We start from the raw sequence: 15,766 nt of genomic DNA, 5'->3' as shown, positions 1-15,766 counted from the left end.
TCAAGCGGAGCGCGTCGGGCAGAAAAAACCGATCACGATCCCGTCAACTCCACAGGATCAATCCCGTGTCAAACCGGTGCGTCAGGTCCGGGTGGCGGGGGACGATGCGGACCGCGTAGCCGTGCTGACCGCTGCGATGGCACGGCACCTCGCCGTTAAACCAGTACGTGCCATTCTCGATGTGGTCGCGGCAGGACATTGCTTCGCTGGCGCCCTCGACGAGATGGCCATGGGCGTCGACGCGACCGTGATACAGCTCGACGGCCACGTCGTCCGGCTTGACGTCGCCGAGATGGACCCTGGCGCGGACGCTGACCGTCGATCCGACGGGCATCTCATCGCCGCTATTGGATTGGACTTCCTCCACCTTGACCTTGGCCCAATGGGCGCCCACGTCGTGTTTCCAACGGGCCAGGTCTTTGGCCCGTTGATAATGGTCATAGGAGAGCCGGCGCCAGCGCTGCGCAGCGGGGACGTAGAGCCGGTTGGCGTATTCCTCGATCATCCGATTGGTATTGAACATGGGGCAAATGGTTCGCATGGAGGCCTTCATTCGGCCGAGCCAACCGCGCGGCAGGCCGTCCGCGCCGCGATCGTAGAATAGCGGGACGATCTCCTTTTCGAGCAAGTCGTAAATCGCCTCGCCTTCGCTGTGGTCGCGGTACGCGGCATCTTCGTAAACCCGGCCCTCGTCGATGGCCCAGCCGTTCTCGCCGTCAAAGGCCTCGGGCCACCAGCCATCCAGCACGGAGAGGTTGACGCCGCCGTTGGGAGCGACCTTCATGCCGCTGGTACCGGAGGCTTCGCGCGGCTTGATCGGATTGTTGAGCCAGACGTCGGCCCCTTGAACCAGGGCGCGGGCCACGGTCATGTCATAGTTCTCGATAAAGAGTATTCGACGGCGGAATTCCGGTTGCGTGATGTTGGACATGATCTCCTTGATCACGGCCTTGCCGTTGTCATCCCGCGGGTGCGCCTTGCCGGCAAAGATCAACTGCACCGGACGCTCGGGGCTGCTGAGGATTTTTAACAGGCGCTGGGGATTGCGGAACAGTAGCGCGCCGCGCTTATAGGGGGCGAAGCGGCGGGCGAAGCCGATGGTCAGGGCCTCGGGGTCAAGGTACTCGTCGGCCGCTTTGACCTCCGCCGGGGGCGCACCGCGGCGACGGAACTGCTCCTTCACGCGCCGGCGTGCGAAGGCCACGAGGGCGATCCGTTTGCGCTCATGCATCCGCCAAAGCTCGAGGTCGGGAATCTCATCCACGCGTCGCCAGACATCGTGATCCACGGGGTTTTCGGCCCAGGTCGGACCGAGGTAGCGATCGAGCAGATCCGCCATTTCCGGCGCGATCCACGTATTCGTGTGAATACCGTTGGTAATTGACGTGATGGGCACCTCGTCGCGCGGCGCGCCGGGCCACACGCGGTGCCACATTTCTCGTGAGACGTGGCCGTGCAATGCACTGACACCGTTGGCCGCCCCGGCCAGCCGGAGGGCCATTACCGCCATGCAGAACTCCTCTTTGGCGTCGGAGGCATCGATTTTTCCCAGCGCCAAAAATTCCTCCGGCTTCAGACCGGCGTCGGGCAGAAAGGGCGACAGGTACTTTGTGACCAACTCGTCCTCGAAGCGATCGATTCCCGCCGGCACTGGCGTGTGCGTTGTGAATACCAGACTTGCGTTCACGGCCTCGCGGGCTTCGGCGAAGCTCAGGCCGTCCTTCTCCGTACGCTGACGGATTCGCTCCAAGGCGAGGAAGGCCGCGTGCCCTTCGTTCATGTGGCAGACATCGGGCAGCATCCCGATTTGCGACAAGGCGCGAAGCCCCCCGATGCCCAATAGCACCTCCTGGCGGATTCGCGTTTCCTCATCGCCGCCGTACAACCGGAACGTGATCTCGCGATCCCGCGGGTCATTCTCCTTCACGTCCGCGTCGAGCAAAAAGAGCGGAACCCTTCCGACCTGCACGCGCCAGACGTTGGCGATTACCGAGCGATCCGCGATCGGCAGCGCGACCGTCAGGAATTCTCCATTTTCTTTTTTTACCGGCGTGATGGGAGCCTGGTAAAAGTCGAACGAGGGATATTCCTCCAATTGCCAGCCGTCGCTCGAAAGCCGCTGATGGAAATAGCCCTGGCGATAAAGCAGGCCCACGCCGACCAGGGGAAGTCCCAGGTCGCTGGCGCTCTTGAGGTGATCCCCGGCCAGTATTCCCAGGCCGCCGGAGTAGATCGGCAGCGATTCGTGCAGCCCGAATTCCATGGAGAAGTAGGCGATTCTCGCATCACGCAGGTCGGCGTAACTTCGGCCGAACCACGTTTCGCCGTTCATGTACGCATCGAAGGATTCGAGGACGCGATCCATGTGGGCCAGATACGCCTTGTCGGCCGCGGCCTGGTCCAGGCGACGCTGCGCCAAGTGGGCCAGCATCTTGACCGGATTCTGGTTCATGTCCTCCCAGAGGTCCGGATTCAGGCGGCGGAAGAGTTCCATCGCGTCCGCGTTCCAGCTCCACCAGATGTTGTAGGCCAGTTCACGCAATCGCGCGAGTCGCTCGGGGAGCGCCGGCACCACGGTATAGGTTCTCAGGCGATACATGATCGCTCCATTCTATTAATCCTCAGGTCGATCGACCGCGGCCGGTGTACCAGTCAATGGCCTTTCGCAACCCGTCGCGAAACGTCACGATCGGACGGAAACCGATCACCTTCTCAGCCAGTTTCACGTCGGCCCAGGAGTGCTTGATGTCGCCCGGCCTCGGGGGGACGTAATTCGGCCGGATGTTTTTTCCCAGTTCGGCGTTGATGGCCTGGATAATCGCGTTGATCGAGATCGACTCGCCGCAGGCCACGTTGATGACCTCGCCGCGGACCTCGGTCTTAACGGCCCGCAGGTTGGCTTCGATGATATTGTCGATGTACGTGAAATCGCGCGTCTGTTCGCCGTCGCCATATACCGTCGGTGCGCGACCTTCGGCGATGGCCGTGATGAAGGCAGGAATCGCGGCGGCGTATTGGCTCGTGGGGTCCTGCCGCGGGCCGAAGACGTTGAAGTAACGGATCGTGAGCGTCGCCATCCCATAGCATCGCGCAAACGCCGTGCAATAGTACTCGCCGGTGAGCTTTTGCACCGCGTAAGGACTCAGCGGGCTGGGCTTGATGGTCTCCACTTTGGGAAGGACTTCCGACTCGCCGTATGCGGAACTGCTTCCCGCATAGATAAACCGCTCGACCTTTGCGTCTCGCGCGGCAACCAGCATGTTGAAGGTGCCCTGCACGTTGGAACGATGGCTGGCGACCGGATCGGCAACGGACTTGGGCACGGAAGGCAGCGCAGCTTCGTGCAGGACAACGCGAACACCCTGGCATGCACGCTGGCAGATCGACGGGTCTGCCATGTCTCCATCCAAAAGTTCGATTTGATTGCCGAACGGGGCGAGATTCTCGCGCTTGCCGGTAAGGAAGTTGTCCAGGACGCGCACGCGGCGGCCGTCCTTGACCAAACGCTCCACCAGATGCGAACCGATAAAGCCCGCTCCACCCGTCACCAAATATTCCATCGAGCCATGTCCTCATGAAGGGCGGTCGCTGCACGACGTCCGCCCTAGATTCGTCCTACTATCGCGATCCCGTGCCGATTGGCCAGCGCAATTGTCTCCGCGGGAGACAAGAGCAGCGTCTTGCCCGCTTCAACGACGACTGCCGCGGCCCGCGCTCGAGCCAGCCCCTCGATCGTGCCGGGGCCGATGGTAGGGACGTCGAAACGCATGTCCTGGTTCGGTTTGGCGACCTTGACAAGGGTCCACCCGCCGGATCGGCACAGTTCGCCCGCCCGTGCAATCATCGCGTCCGTGCCCTCGATCGCCTCGATCGCAATGATGTCCTTGTCCTTGACCGCGACCGATTGGCCGATGTCCAGGCGGCCCATTTCCTTGGCGATGGACCATCCCAGCTCGGCGTCGGCGGCCTGAGCGGGCGAGAGGCGAAGGTTTCCCAGCGCGCCCTCGGCGGCCATCGCGTCCCGGCAATAGGCCGTTGAATCGATCAACTCCACACCCTTGCGCCGCATCTCGTCGGCCACGGCGCGAAGGAGATTGTCGTTTCGCCGATCCTTCGCGCCGAAGTACCAGACCTTGATGCTAGTCCAATCCGGCAGGTACGCCAACCATTGTCGCCAGGGGGATCGGTCGAGCATACGGGTCTTGCGGACGCGGCCGGCCATAATGACCTGGTGAGCCTGTTCCCTGCGGAAGATGCGAATCCAGCGACCGAGCCTTGCGACTCCCGCTTCGTAAAAAGCGTCGGCGTCGGTGAAGAGCCGCGCGTCACAACAACTGTGCAGACCGACGACGACGACGCGGAGCCCGGCTTCCTTGGCGCCGCGCAGGACCATGGCGGGGAACACGCCTTCACCGGCGATGAGTCCTAATGTTTGGTTGCTTGGGGTCATTATTCAAACGTATCGGAAGAATTCGCAGGGATTGTATCAGAGAAACGGCCACGCGAAGCGGCGCTACTTCTTCGCAATCATAACCCGCAAGCGTTCGAGATTTGAGCGATCAAACTCAACGCCTCTGTCGGATTCCTTGGGTGTTTCAAGGATTCTGGGAACGGCCGCGAGGCGAGCGTCGTTCAGGATGTTCTCGAAGCCACGCACGCCGATGCGACCCTCGGTAATGTGGTCGTGCCGGTCAACCCTGCTGCCGCGTTCGCCCTTCGAGTCGTTGGCGTGTATGCAACTGACGTTTTCGAAACGGACGGAGGCGGCGAGTTCGTCGGTCATCCGTTGATAGTCGGCGATGTCCGAGAGGTCATAGCCCGCCGCGAAGAGGTGGCAGGTGTCGAGACAAGTTCGTATGCGGCCCGGGTCTTTTGAGGCCGCCATGATCCTTCCGAGATGCGCGATTTCAAAGCCAATCGCGGAGCCCTGGCCCGCCGTGACCTCCAATGCGATGGTGGTTTTGAAGCCGGGTGTGGCCGCGTGGATTTGATCGAGCGATTGGGCGATACGGGCGATACCGGCATCGACACCCTGGCCCATGTGGGCGCCGGGGTGCACCACTAACGAAACCACACCGAGGGCCTCGCAGCGTGTCAGTTCATCGATCATCGCCGCGATGCTCTTCTGGCGAAGGGCGTCGTCGGGCGAGGCCATGTTGATCAAGTAACTGGCGTGCGCGACCACAGGAGTGATCCGTGTGGCCGCCATCGCTTGGCGAAACTCGGCCGCTTGTCCGTCGGTCAGCGGCTTGGCGACCCATTGCCGCTGGTTCTTTACGAAGATCTGCAGACAGTCGCAACCCGCCTGGACGGCGAGGTCGAAGGCAAGGTGAAGCCCTCCGGCGACGGACATGTGTGCACCGAAGCGTTGTTGTTTGGGGGAATCCGCCATGGGCCGGGATTGTATGTGACGAGTCGCCGAGTCGCACGACGGCAATGCCTACGAGATGCGTGACGCGCTGCCAGCGGCTAAAATCGGGGCATGATGGATGGGAACTCGAAGAATAAGCCCCAGACTCTCGGCGAGCTTCGCGCGGCGGGCTGGCGGCCCAAAACTGTCAAACAGGAATTGCACGACAACCTTCTGCGGAAACTCTCCGCGCACGAAGAGTTGTTTCCCGGCATCATTGGTTACGAGGACACGGTCATTCCCGAGGCTTGCCTCGCCATCCTGGCCAAGCATGACATGCTCTTTCTTGGCGAAAAAGGGCAGGCCAAGAGCCGGCTTATGCGCGGTCTTGTTCGGCTGCTCGATCCGGAGATTCCATATGTCGCAGGTAGCGAGTTGCACGACGATCCGCTCAAACCGATCAGCACCTTTGCAAGGCGAGTCATCGCCGCCGAGGGCGACCGCACGCCGATTGAGTGGTGGCCGCGGGACGCACGATATGCCGAGCGGCTGTCGCCCGGTACCAAATTCGCGGATGTCATTGGTGAGATCGACCCGTCGAAGCTGGCCGCGGGGACGAGCATGTCGGCCGAGGAGGCTCTGCATTTTGGACTGATCCCGCGGATGAATCGGGGCCTGTTCGCTATGAATGAGGTCCCGGAGCTGGACGAACTCGTGCAGGTCGGGCTCTTCAACATCCTCGAGGAGCGGGACGTGCAGATTCGCGGCTTTCCGATCCGCTTCGATCTGGACATCGTCATTCTCTTCTCGGCCAACCCCGCGACGTACAACCGCAGCGGCAAGGTCATTCCGCAATTGAAAGACCGAATCGGCTCATTGATTCGTACCCATTACCCCCGCCAGCGCGAGACGGGGATCACCATCATGGAACAGGAAGCCGGCGTGACGCTTGACGGTCAGTTTCCGGTGCGCGTGCCGCTGTTCATGAAGGAAATCTGCGAGCAGATTACGATCGAGGCAAGAGACTCGGATTTCGTGGACGCGGCCTCCGGCGTCAGTGCGCGATTTTCGATCGCCAACTATCGCACGATGATTGCCAGTGCGCGGCGGCGGGCCGCGATTCTCGGAGAACCCGGCGCCGTGCCACGGATCAGCGACCTCGGCCACCTTGCCGCCTCGTCGATGGGCAAGCTTGAACTGGACCTCATGAGCAGCCATCAGCTAAGCGAGGAACAGGTGCTGGAGGCGGTGCAAGTTACCTCGATCAAGAAAGTGTTCGACGAGTATTGCGACAAACACGGGTTCGAGGAGATCGCGTCCATCTTCGGCAAGGGCGTGAAGATCGAGGTCGGCGACCTGCTGCCGTCGAACGCCTACGCTGAGCGCCTCAAGCGTGTTCCGCCGGCGTGGGAAAAGGCGTTTGAGATCAACCCTTCCGATGATCCCGCGATGCGGGCGAGCTGCGTGGAGTTCGTCCTCGCTGGGCTGCATGCGCATGAGAAGATTTCTCGCTCCGTGAAACACGGGCGAGTGAGCTACCAAACATGAACGCACCAAGATGACTCAGCGTAACCCACTCATGCCCGGCGGAATCGTCCATACCTATCTCGGTTACGACCCCGTGCGCTTCCCGATGCCCGCCGCCGAAGCGCCCGATCTCGTTTCACCCGCGTTCGAGCACATGCTCGCCTATGGGTCGCTGGGCGATTTGACGCCGAAACAACTCGCCGAGGCGGTCGAGATTGATCCGTCGCAGATCGCCGGCCTGGGGCCCAGCCTTTCTTCGCTGCTGGCCATGCTCGAAGAGCGAAGGCGGCGAATCCTCGAGACCTACGAAACGACGCGTGCGCGAAGCGCGGCCGACGAGGCTTATCGGCAAATTGTGCAAAACGCGTCCGTCCCGCCGCACTTCAAAAAGCAATTCGACCGCGCCGTTCGTGACGAGCAAGTCATCGACTTAGAGCGGCTGTGGTATCAAGCGGATGTGAAGGAGATCGAGCCTCAGGCCTTTGCTTCTCAACTGCTCCAGATCATCGAGCGGCTTGGCGAGAAGTATGAGGTTGAGAAGCTGGCCTCCAAGTACCCGTTCACCGGCCGGCAGCCCATGGAGGTTCCCAATGCGTTGGAGATCAAGGAAGAGCTGGAGACCATCGACCGGCTCATCCAGCAACTCAAAGAAGCGGCCAGGAACGCCAAACTGTATGTCGTCAACATGGATGAGCTGGCCCGCTTTGCCAGCGAAGAACAGATGGAAAGCCTGGAGGCGATGCGCCGGCAGGTCGAAGAGCTGCTCCGGCACCTCGCGGAAGAGCAGGGCCTGCGGGATCAGGACGGTCGCTACAGCCTCACACCCAAGGCCTTCAAGATTTTCCAGACAAAGCTCCTCGACCGCATCTTCGCCGATCTTTCCGCTGCCAAAGCCGGCCGTCACCAGCAGCAGATCACCGGAGAAGGGGCTGTCGAGCTACAGCGCACCAAGCCCTACGAATTCGGCGACAGCCTGGCGAATATGGATGTGCCGGGCTCACTGATGAATGCGATGATTCGTGAGAAAGGAAAAGTCGGAATTCGGAATGCGGACCGCGGAATGAAAGAGGCGGCTGATTCCCGCAAGGTGCGTGTACTTCCGGAAGACATCGAGATTCACCTGACGCGCAATACACCCAAATGCGCCACGGTCGTGTGCATGGACATGAGCGGGTCGATGCGCTACGGCGGGCAGTACATTAACGTCAAGCGCATGGCCCTTGCGCTGCACGGCCTGATCCGTACGGAGTACCCCGGCGACTTCGTGGACTTCGTCGAGATCTACACCCTCGCCAAACGCCGCCACATTTCCGAGGTCCTGCAACTCCTCCCCAAGCCGGTCACGATCTACGATTCGCGCGTCCGCCTGAAGGCCGACTTGTCCGACGAACGAGTGACGGAGCACGACCTCCCGCCTCACTTCACCAACCTCCAACAAGGCCTCGCGTTGGCTCGCCAAATCCTACAGGGCCAGGACACTCCCAACCGCCAGATCATCCTCATCACCGACGGACTGCCTACAGCACATTTCGAAAAGAACTGGCTTTACCTGCTGTATCCGCCGGATCATCGGACCGAGACATTTACGCTGCGCGAGGGCCTGCTCTGCCGGCAGCAAGGCATTACGATCAACACGTTTCTTTTGTCCTCGTGGGGCCAGACCGAGGACGATGTTCGTTTCGCCTATCGCCTGTCTGAAAACACACAGGGGCGGGTTTTTTTTGTGGGCGGCCGCGAACTCGATCGATTTGTGGTGTGGGATTATCTGCAGCGCCGCCGATTCTTGATCGGCTGAAGAGGGAACAGCCCGCTTTTTCACCGTGACCCCATAAAACAGTTTCCTACTCTTTTGCCTTTTGGTATAATTGAGAGGCGGTGAGGAGTTCTGAGACGCTGGCCGTTCCACTCCGATAGAGTTTGGATCGTCGCATCGCCTAAAAGAGGACCGGCAGGCCCCTAAAGGCCTGACGACCGCTTTCGGCGCCGCTCGATAACGCTGGAGGGCAACAATGGGGAAATCACGATGGGCGGTCTTTGTTTCTGCCTTGGGCCTGTTAACATCCAATTTCCCGGTAATCGCAGCGAATCCTCAGACGATCCCCGCCCGAGGCCGTTTCGTTCGTCTGGACGCCAAGGCATCGAGTGACGCCGCCCGCCTGGCGCTGGCCCCGCGTCTGGCGATTGACTACGGCTCATTTTCCCTTGTCGAACTTGAAGATGCGGATTTTGTCAGGCTGAAATCGTCCGGCATCTCTTATCATGACCAATCGCAGGCGTATTCGCTGATCCTGGGGGAATCCCGCTTTGATCCCCTTCACGAAGCGCCGACCCTTCCCGCGGCGTGGGCGGCGCAGCCCCGCGCCGACGGCAAGGCGTTTCGTCTTGTTCAGTTTGTCGGCCCGACCAAAAGCGAATGGCTGGATCGCCTTCGAGCGGATGGCGCCGAGATCGTCCAATACCTCCACCCCTACACCTATATCATTTATTCGGAATCCACCGCCGTCACGAACCAACTCGCGATTCCCGTCGTCCGCTGGGCCGGCGAGTTTCATCCGGCGTACAAGGTCATGCCGCGGTGGCGCGCGTTGGCCGCCGAGCCGGTGGCGACAAAGGTCGTGATCTTTCGCGGTGCGGGTTCCCAAGGGATTGTTGAATCGGTCAAGGCGCTCGGCGGCAAACTTGACGGCATCGCCTCCACCGACCCTGCCTTTGACGTCGCCACCTTTCAGTTGCCGGGCGACAAGTTTCTCGATGTCGCCGCCCTGGCGGGCGTGTACAGCATCCAACCCATCCCGACGGACGGCGGATTGCGCGGCGAGATGAGCAACCAGGTCAACGTCAACAACGTCAACGGATCGAACCAGGCGTTTCCTGGCTATCTTACGTGGCTCTCCGGCGTCGGCCTCTCCGGCGCAGGGGTCCGAATCGCCAACGTCGACGGCGGCGTACAGGAGACGCACACTAATCTCGTCAACCGCTTTGTTGTCTGCGTCGGCACCACGTGCAGCGCGACTTCCAGCAGCCATGGCACTCACACGGCGGGCATCATGGCCGCGGACGGAACCTCCGGTGTCCTCGACAGCTTCGGCTTCCAGCGCGGCCTGGGCGTCGCGCCGGGCGCGAATCTTGTTGAGCAGGTGTACAGCCCGTGGTTCCAAAACCCCGGCGGCATGCTTCTGCTCATGACCGATTCGTACAACAACGGCGCTTCGCTCTCCGGCAACAGTTGGGGTCCCGCGGGATCGCCGCAGGGATATGATGACGACACGCGCCAATGCGACGTCGGCGTCCGCGATGCGGATCCGGTTGCCCCCGGCAATCAGCCGCTCAGCTTCGTGCTCTCGTTCATGAACGGCAACGGCGGCACCAGCTCCCAGGGTTCGCCCGACGAGGGCAAGAACATTTTCACCATCGGCTCGACCAAAATGCAGACCAGCGGCGGGACGCAGATCCTGGAGATCGACGACCTGTCGTCGAACTCCGCTCACGGACCGGCCCTGGACGGGCGCAAGATTCCGCACATGGTCGCCCCGGGTTGTTACGTGGATTCCACGGTTCCCACCAACTCATACGGGCTGAATTGCGGCACCAGCATGGCCTCGCCGCACGTTTCCGGTGCGGTCGCGCTTTTCATTGAGTACTACCGCGGCCTTCCCGATTACACGACGGACCCAAGCCCCGCGCTCGTGAAGGCCGCATTTCTCGCCATCGCCCGCGATCTTGCCGGTCATCTCGACGCCGACGGAGGCACGCTGGGTCACGTTTTTGACAACAAGCAGGGCTGGGGACGCATGGACCTCGAAGCGGTCGTTGATCCGGCGAATGCAGTGCAGTACATTGATAACCCGGTCGTCTTCAACAACACGGGCGAAGAATGGGTCCGTAATGTGTCCGCGGAGGACCCCTCCAAACCCATCCGCATCATGCTGGTATGGACCGATGCTCCCGGACACGGTCTGGGTGGCAGCAGTCCCGCGTGGAATAACAACCTTGATTTGACCGTCGTAGATGGCGCCAACACCTATCGGGGGAACGTTTTCGACGTGAACGGATGGTCGACCACCGGCGGCTCGGCCGATGATCGAAACAACACCGAAGGGGTGTTCATCGGGCCGACGGCGCCGAATGCCTACACGATTAGGGTTTCGGCAGCGAATATCAACTCCGATGGTGTGCCCAATTCCGGGGATGCGACGGACCAGGACTTCGCGATCGTATGCTACAACTGCGCCCAGGACCCGACCTTCACACTTGCTGTGACGCCGACTCCGCAGTCGGTGTGCGCTCCGGACGACGCGGTTTACAAGGTCGATGTCGGCTCGATTCTCGGTTTTTCTGACGCCGTGACACTCAGTGCCAGCGGACATCCCGCCGGCACTACGGCCGGTTTTGGAACCAACCCCATCACTCCACCCGATTCGACGACGATGACGATCTCCAACACCGGCGCGGCGTCCGCGGGTTCGTACGACATTCTGGTGACGGGGACGTCCGGACCGACCATGCGGTCCTCAACAGTGCGACTAAACCTGTTCACCGCCTCGCCGGGAATCTCAACGCTGCTAACGCCACCAAACGGCGACACCAACCAAACCCTTCGACCGAACTTTACGTGGACCGCCGCCACCCAGGCCGCGACCTATACCATTGAAATCGCCACGGACGCCGGCTTTGGTTCAATCGTGCAGAGCGCCAGTGGCCTTACTTCGCCGGCGTTTACTCCGGCCAGCGATCTGGCCATGTTCACCACGCATTACTGGCGGATTCGCGCGACCAACACCTGCGGAACAGGGCCGGGTTCGGCGGTCTTCAGTTTCACGACCCGCGCCATCCCTCCGATTCTTCTGGTAGACGATGACGACAATTCGCCCGACGTTCGCAGCTATTACACGACAGCCCTGAACGCCCTGGGGAAGAGCTATGACGTCTGGAACACTAACAACACCGACACCGAGCCTTCCGCCGCGGAGCTAAGTCCGTACAAGATTGTGATCTGGTTCACCGGCGATGAGTTCGGCGGCTTCTGTGGTCCCGGCGCGGCGGGAGAAAGTGCCCTGGGCACCTGGCTCAGTTCCGGCAAGCGGCTGTGGATGGTCAGCCAGGATTATCTCTACGATCGCGACTCGCCCAGCGGCGTCCCCACGTTGTTTATGCAGATGTACCTGGGCATGGCCAGCCCGGGGCAGAACGACATCACTCAGACGACCGTGACCGGCCAGAATGTGTTCAGCGGCCTCGGCCCGTACACGCTCAGCTATCCCTTCGCCAATTTCAGTGATCGAATCAGCCCGAATGAAACGGCGCTGCTGGCCTTCAGTGGGAATGCCGGCACACCGCCCCAAGCGGCCATTTCCAAGGACAGCGGCGCCTACCGAACGGTCTTCTTTGGCTATCCCTGGGAGGCGATCCCCACGCCGGCCGGTCGTGAGGCGGTCATGCAGCGGGTACTCGACTGGTTCACACCGCAGTGCGGCAACCTCCGCGGCGATATGAACGGCAGCACGACACGGGACGGAGCGGATATCGCCGCGTTTACCAACTGCCTGATCGGCAACAACGCCTTCGCCCCCGGCTGCGGCTGCGCGGACATGGACATGAGCGGCGACCTGAGCCAGAACGATCAGACGCTGTTTGTCGATTGTCTGCTCAACGGCACTTGCCCGTAGGTATTGGCGAACCGATAGTTTCAAGCGGCGCGGTTCGTCAGACCCCGCGCCGCTTTTTCATGCGCCTGCTATGGGACCATTCATTTACAGGTCACTCGCCAACAAGCCGTTCCTGGCTTTTGCAGTCTCAATTTGCGAATCGACCATGTGCTTTCTTGCCTTTGAGAAGCCCCAGATGTTGAGAAAGTGCATCACGCCTAGAACGAGCAAGACCATGCCGATCTTCGTGCTGAAGAACTCAATCGCTTCAACCAAGTTTGTGGGCTTTTCGCCGTATTTCAAAGCCAGGGCTACGTAGCCCACGTTGATCAAATAGAACCCCACTACTAAGAGGTGGTTCACAGAGTCGGCCAACGACTCGTTGCCGCCAAAGGCATCCACCAAAAAGATACGACCATTCTTGTGTAGTGTTCGTGCCACCCAGATGGTGACAACAATACTGACTGACAGGTAGATAAGATGGGTCCAGACAGTGAACATGATGTGTGTCTCCTTTCGGGCGAATCAACCGCAATACCTTGAAAAACGCTCGTTCACGATGTTGCTCCCAGCAGCTTCCGCACCTTGTCCCCCATCTTCACGAACTTGATCACCGCGCCGGTCGGCAGGCGGCGGATTTGGGCGTACCAGCTCGTCATCGTTTCGAAGAACGCCAGCATCTCCTCCAGCCGCTCCTGTTCGTAGGATTTCGCGGCGGCGCCCTTTTTTGTCCGGCCGGTCAGTTCGCGCAACATGGCCAACGTCGGATCCGTCTCCCGCTTCTTGCGCTCGTCGAGGATGATCTGGAACATTTCCCAGACGTCTTTGAGCGACTCGTAGTGATCCCGGCGGTCGCCCATGACGTGGACGATGCGGACGATTCCCCAACCTTGAAGCTCCCGGAGGCTGTTCGAGACGTTTGACCGGGCCACCCCGAGGGCCTCGACGATCTGCTCGGCGCTCAGCGGCTCGGGCGACAGGTAGAGCAGGGCGTGGATCTGGGCCACGGTCCGGTTGATTCCCCAACGGGTTCCCATCTCCCCCCAGTGGAGGACGAAATCACGGCAAATCGGGCTGAGCTTCATGGTTGGTTTCTCTTATTTCTGTCTGTACAGAATATACAGTATAATGCGTTGACTGTCAAGTCGTGCCGATTTTTTTGAAAACTGTGGAAAAAGCGGCTTATGGAGTGATTTTCAGTAACGCTTGAGCCATCGGTCGTCCGGGGGGATGCCCGAAGAGTTGCGAATAGAGGCGACAATCGAGGCTGACATCCGCCGGTCGGGGCTCGGGCGTCGCCAATTCAGTCTGTCGGATGGCCACGACATGGTTCACTTTGACACCCAGCGCCTGGGCCATCGCCAGCCCCATCTCCAAGCGGGAAAGCCGTTCGGGCCCCGCCACGTGCAAAACGCCTGTGATTTCCGAACGCCCGGCTTCGATACAGGCGGCCGCGGCATCCTCCAACCAGAGGGGCGTCCGGTATTCGTCCTCGAACAGGCGAAGCGGCTGACCGGTGCGTAGGGCCTCAAGCTGGCTAAGAAAGGTCGTTGGACGCCCCACTGCGGGAACGCCGTACATCAGGGCTGGCCGAATCACCAATCCGCTGGGGCACGCCCGAACGGCCTTTTCCGCCTCGGCCTTCGTTTGGCTATAGACCGACAACGGAGCGATGTCAGCGTCCTCAGCGTATGGCGCGCTCGTCCCGTCAAAGACGAGGTCGGTGGAAAGAAACACCAACCGGCACCCCATATCTGTCGCCAAACGGGCCAGCTCACTGGTAACGTCGATGTTCGTCCGTCGGGCGACGGCCGGAGCCTTCCAGGCCTGGTCGACGCTGGTCACGGCGGCGGTGTGGACAATGACTCGCGGTTGGGCCTGACCTACCAGGCGCTCCAAGGCCCCAAAATCAGTCAAATCCAGCCGAACGGTCGGGCCCGAGGTTGGCCCGGGTCCCCCTGTTGAAAGGGTCCCTACGGCCGATTCCCCCCTGTGCAGGAGTCGGCGAAAAAGGACGCTTCCCAGCTGTCCGCCGGCCCCTGTTACCAGCCAATCAACCGCCATGGGACTGTTCCCTACAAGGTATGGTCAAGAAATGATTGACAGCACGATATAAAATTAGGTAACCTATCAGCAGCGACGGCCTTTCGGCCACGCTCGAATCGGGAAAAGGGTGGAGCCGTGAATTCTGGCGGGCTTCCATCGGGTGCGTCTAAACTACGCCAACGATCATCGGGGACGGCCCGGTCTACCCAGACTGCCTTCACACTTTTGGAACTTCTCGTCGTCATGGCGATCATCGCCCTACTCTTGGGCGTGCTCCTGCCGGCATTGGCTTCATCGCGGACGGAAGGTACCAAGGTCAAGTGTATCGCCAATCTCCGATCACTCGGCCAGGCGATGGCCGCGTACAGCACCGACGATGAGCGCGGTTTTGCGGCACCGGTTAGTCCGACTGCGGACCGACGGTGGTACGACGGCGATTATGAATACGGCGGAAAGACCGGCCTTGGTCCCTATGCGACGGCCGCCTACTCGACTCAAAGCCGTCCGCTCAACCGCTATCTTTTCCGTTCCGGCAAGAACGCGGCGATGGACTTTTTCGAATGCCCCACGGAGACCGGGATCCCCTCCGCCCCGTTCAATTTCGATGAGTATTTTTTCAACGACGCGGCCATTGACAAGCCTGCGTTTCAGGTGACCGGCACGAGTTACCGGCTCAATAATCACATCGATTTCACCGGCCGCTTCCCACAGTATCACGACCACTTCTACGGGCCGTACATGCGCCCCTCGTCGCAGGTACCCGATACCGGCGCGACGGTCATCCTCGAGGAGACGGTGACCGAAGTCGCCAAATGGAACGAGCCGATTCACCAGACCATGGGCTGGCATCGAAAACCCAACCGATTCAATGTGTCGTTCGTGGACGGTCACGCGTCGACGATTTTCCTGGCCGGCCAGAATGAACAAAGTGCCTACGGCGGCGAGGTCTATTGGATTCTTCGCGGCGATGGGTGGCGGATGGACTGTTACCCGCGGCCCCCTGTTTGCGACAGCCCCAAGAACTGCGATTAAGTTTCCCCCTTTTTCCTGAGACCCACCGCGAATCTGCAACGTCCGCCGTTTCAAGCAGTTGTGGCGAGCTTTCTTAATCCTTCCAAGCCCCTCCTTAAACGGCACTTGCAGGAACGTCCGCCATCCTGTAAAAGGGAGCGTTTAGGTTTGTAACCCCTTGGCTCCG

At 60.7% G+C, this 15,766-nt stretch carries 10 protein-coding genes and 1 pseudogene; 4 read left to right on the top strand and 7 right to left on the bottom strand.

Annotated features, from left to right (window positions below):
* Nucleotides 1–43 precede the first annotated feature (43 nt).
* From glgP to VJZ71_18925, 4 genes are all read right to left on the bottom strand, one after another.
* Nucleotides 44–2,599, bottom strand: a complete 2,556-nt coding sequence (gene glgP / locus VJZ71_18940) for an alpha-glucan family phosphorylase (GenBank protein ID HKQ50160.1) — start codon at nucleotides 2,597–2,599, stop codon at nucleotides 44–46.
* Between the two features lie 22 nt (nucleotides 2,600–2,621).
* Complete coding sequence (locus VJZ71_18935; protein ID HKQ50159.1) at nucleotides 2,622–3,560, bottom strand: SDR family oxidoreductase; 939 nt, start codon at nucleotides 3,558–3,560, stop codon at nucleotides 2,622–2,624.
* A gap of 44 nt (nucleotides 3,561–3,604) precedes the next feature.
* Nucleotides 3,605–4,450 (bottom strand): UDP-2,3-diacylglucosamine diphosphatase LpxI, encoded by an 846-nt coding sequence (gene lpxI / locus VJZ71_18930; protein ID HKQ50158.1) that lies wholly within the window; start codon nucleotides 4,448–4,450, stop codon nucleotides 3,605–3,607.
* Between the two features lie 63 nt (nucleotides 4,451–4,513).
* On the bottom strand, nucleotides 4,514–5,392 hold the full coding sequence (locus VJZ71_18925; GenBank protein ID HKQ50157.1) for a deoxyribonuclease IV: 879 nt from the start codon (nucleotides 5,390–5,392) through the stop codon (nucleotides 4,514–4,516).
* Between the two features lie 90 nt (nucleotides 5,393–5,482).
* Here VJZ71_18925 and VJZ71_18920 point away from each other — a divergent pair, with 90 nt between their 5' ends.
* From VJZ71_18920 to VJZ71_18910, 3 genes are all read left to right on the top strand, one after another.
* Entirely contained in the window at nucleotides 5,483–6,898 is a 1,416-nt protein-coding gene (locus VJZ71_18920) for a magnesium chelatase (GenBank protein ID HKQ50156.1), read from the top strand.
* Between the two features lie 10 nt (nucleotides 6,899–6,908).
* Nucleotides 6,909–8,672: a hypothetical protein gene (locus VJZ71_18915; GenBank protein HKQ50155.1), complete on the top strand. Its 1,764-nt coding sequence runs from the start codon at nucleotides 6,909–6,911 to the stop codon at nucleotides 8,670–8,672.
* A 214-nt stretch (nucleotides 8,673–8,886) separates the two neighbouring features.
* Entirely contained in the window at nucleotides 8,887–12,543 is a 3,657-nt protein-coding gene (locus tag VJZ71_18910) for a S8 family serine peptidase (GenBank protein ID HKQ50154.1), read from the top strand.
* Between the two features lie 84 nt (nucleotides 12,544–12,627).
* On the opposite strand, the pseudogene VJZ71_18905 reads toward VJZ71_18910, so the two are convergent.
* The 3 genes and pseudogenes from VJZ71_18905 to VJZ71_18895 all read right to left on the bottom strand — a co-directional run bounded on the left by VJZ71_18905 (nucleotide 12,628) and on the right by VJZ71_18895 (nucleotide 14,586).
* Nucleotides 12,628–13,020, bottom strand: a pseudogene (locus VJZ71_18905) (hypothetical protein).
* A gap of 56 nt (nucleotides 13,021–13,076) precedes the next feature.
* The gene (locus VJZ71_18900; protein HKQ50153.1) at nucleotides 13,077–13,607 is read right to left on the bottom strand and encodes a MarR family transcriptional regulator; all 531 of its coding nucleotides are present in this window, start codon (nucleotides 13,605–13,607) and stop codon (nucleotides 13,077–13,079) included.
* A 97-nt stretch (nucleotides 13,608–13,704) separates the two neighbouring features.
* Nucleotides 13,705–14,586 carry an SDR family oxidoreductase gene (locus VJZ71_18895; protein ID HKQ50152.1) on the bottom strand — a complete coding sequence of 294 codons (882 nt, stop codon included), beginning with the start codon at nucleotides 14,584–14,586 and terminating at the stop codon, nucleotides 13,705–13,707.
* Nucleotides 14,587–14,703: 117 nt separating this feature from the next.
* Between VJZ71_18895 and VJZ71_18890 the strand changes: the two genes are divergently transcribed.
* Nucleotides 14,704–15,600 carry a prepilin-type N-terminal cleavage/methylation domain-containing protein gene (locus VJZ71_18890; GenBank protein ID HKQ50151.1) on the top strand — a complete coding sequence of 299 codons (897 nt, stop codon included), beginning with the start codon at nucleotides 14,704–14,706 and terminating at the stop codon, nucleotides 15,598–15,600.
* The last annotated feature ends 166 nt before the right edge of the window (nucleotides 15,601–15,766 follow it).

It is taken from the genome of Phycisphaerae bacterium, assembly GCA_035275405.1.
In the GTDB taxonomy this organism is placed as follows: domain Bacteria; phylum Planctomycetota; class Phycisphaerae; order UBA1845; family UTPLA1; genus DATEMU01.
Note: the sequence above shows the minus strand (reverse complement) of the source record. Positions and strands in the feature narration are given on the sequence as shown.

Bases quoted from the DNA above. Each gene is read 5' to 3' on its own strand.
- glgP (HKQ50160.1), bottom strand. From the start codon at position 2,599: ATGTATCGCCTGAGAACCTATACCGTGGTGCCGGCGCTCCCCGAGCGA.
- VJZ71_18935 (HKQ50159.1), bottom strand. From the start codon at position 3,560: ATGGAATATTTGGTGACGGGTGGAGCGGGCTTTATCGGTTCGCATCTG.
- lpxI (HKQ50158.1), bottom strand. From the start codon at position 4,450: ATGACCCCAAGCAACCAAACATTAGGACTCATCGCCGGTGAAGGCGTG.
- VJZ71_18925 (HKQ50157.1), bottom strand. From the start codon at position 5,392: ATGGCGGATTCCCCCAAACAACAACGCTTCGGTGCACACATGTCCGTC.
- VJZ71_18920 (HKQ50156.1), top strand. From the start codon at position 5,483: ATGATGGATGGGAACTCGAAGAATAAGCCCCAGACTCTCGGCGAGCTT.
- VJZ71_18915 (HKQ50155.1), top strand. From the start codon at position 6,909: ATGACTCAGCGTAACCCACTCATGCCCGGCGGAATCGTCCATACCTAT.
- VJZ71_18910 (HKQ50154.1), top strand. From the start codon at position 8,887: ATGGGGAAATCACGATGGGCGGTCTTTGTTTCTGCCTTGGGCCTGTTA.
- VJZ71_18900 (HKQ50153.1), bottom strand. From the start codon at position 13,607: ATGAAGCTCAGCCCGATTTGCCGTGATTTCGTCCTCCACTGGGGGGAG.
- VJZ71_18895 (HKQ50152.1), bottom strand. From the start codon at position 14,586: ATGGCGGTTGATTGGCTGGTAACAGGGGCCGGCGGACAGCTGGGAAGC.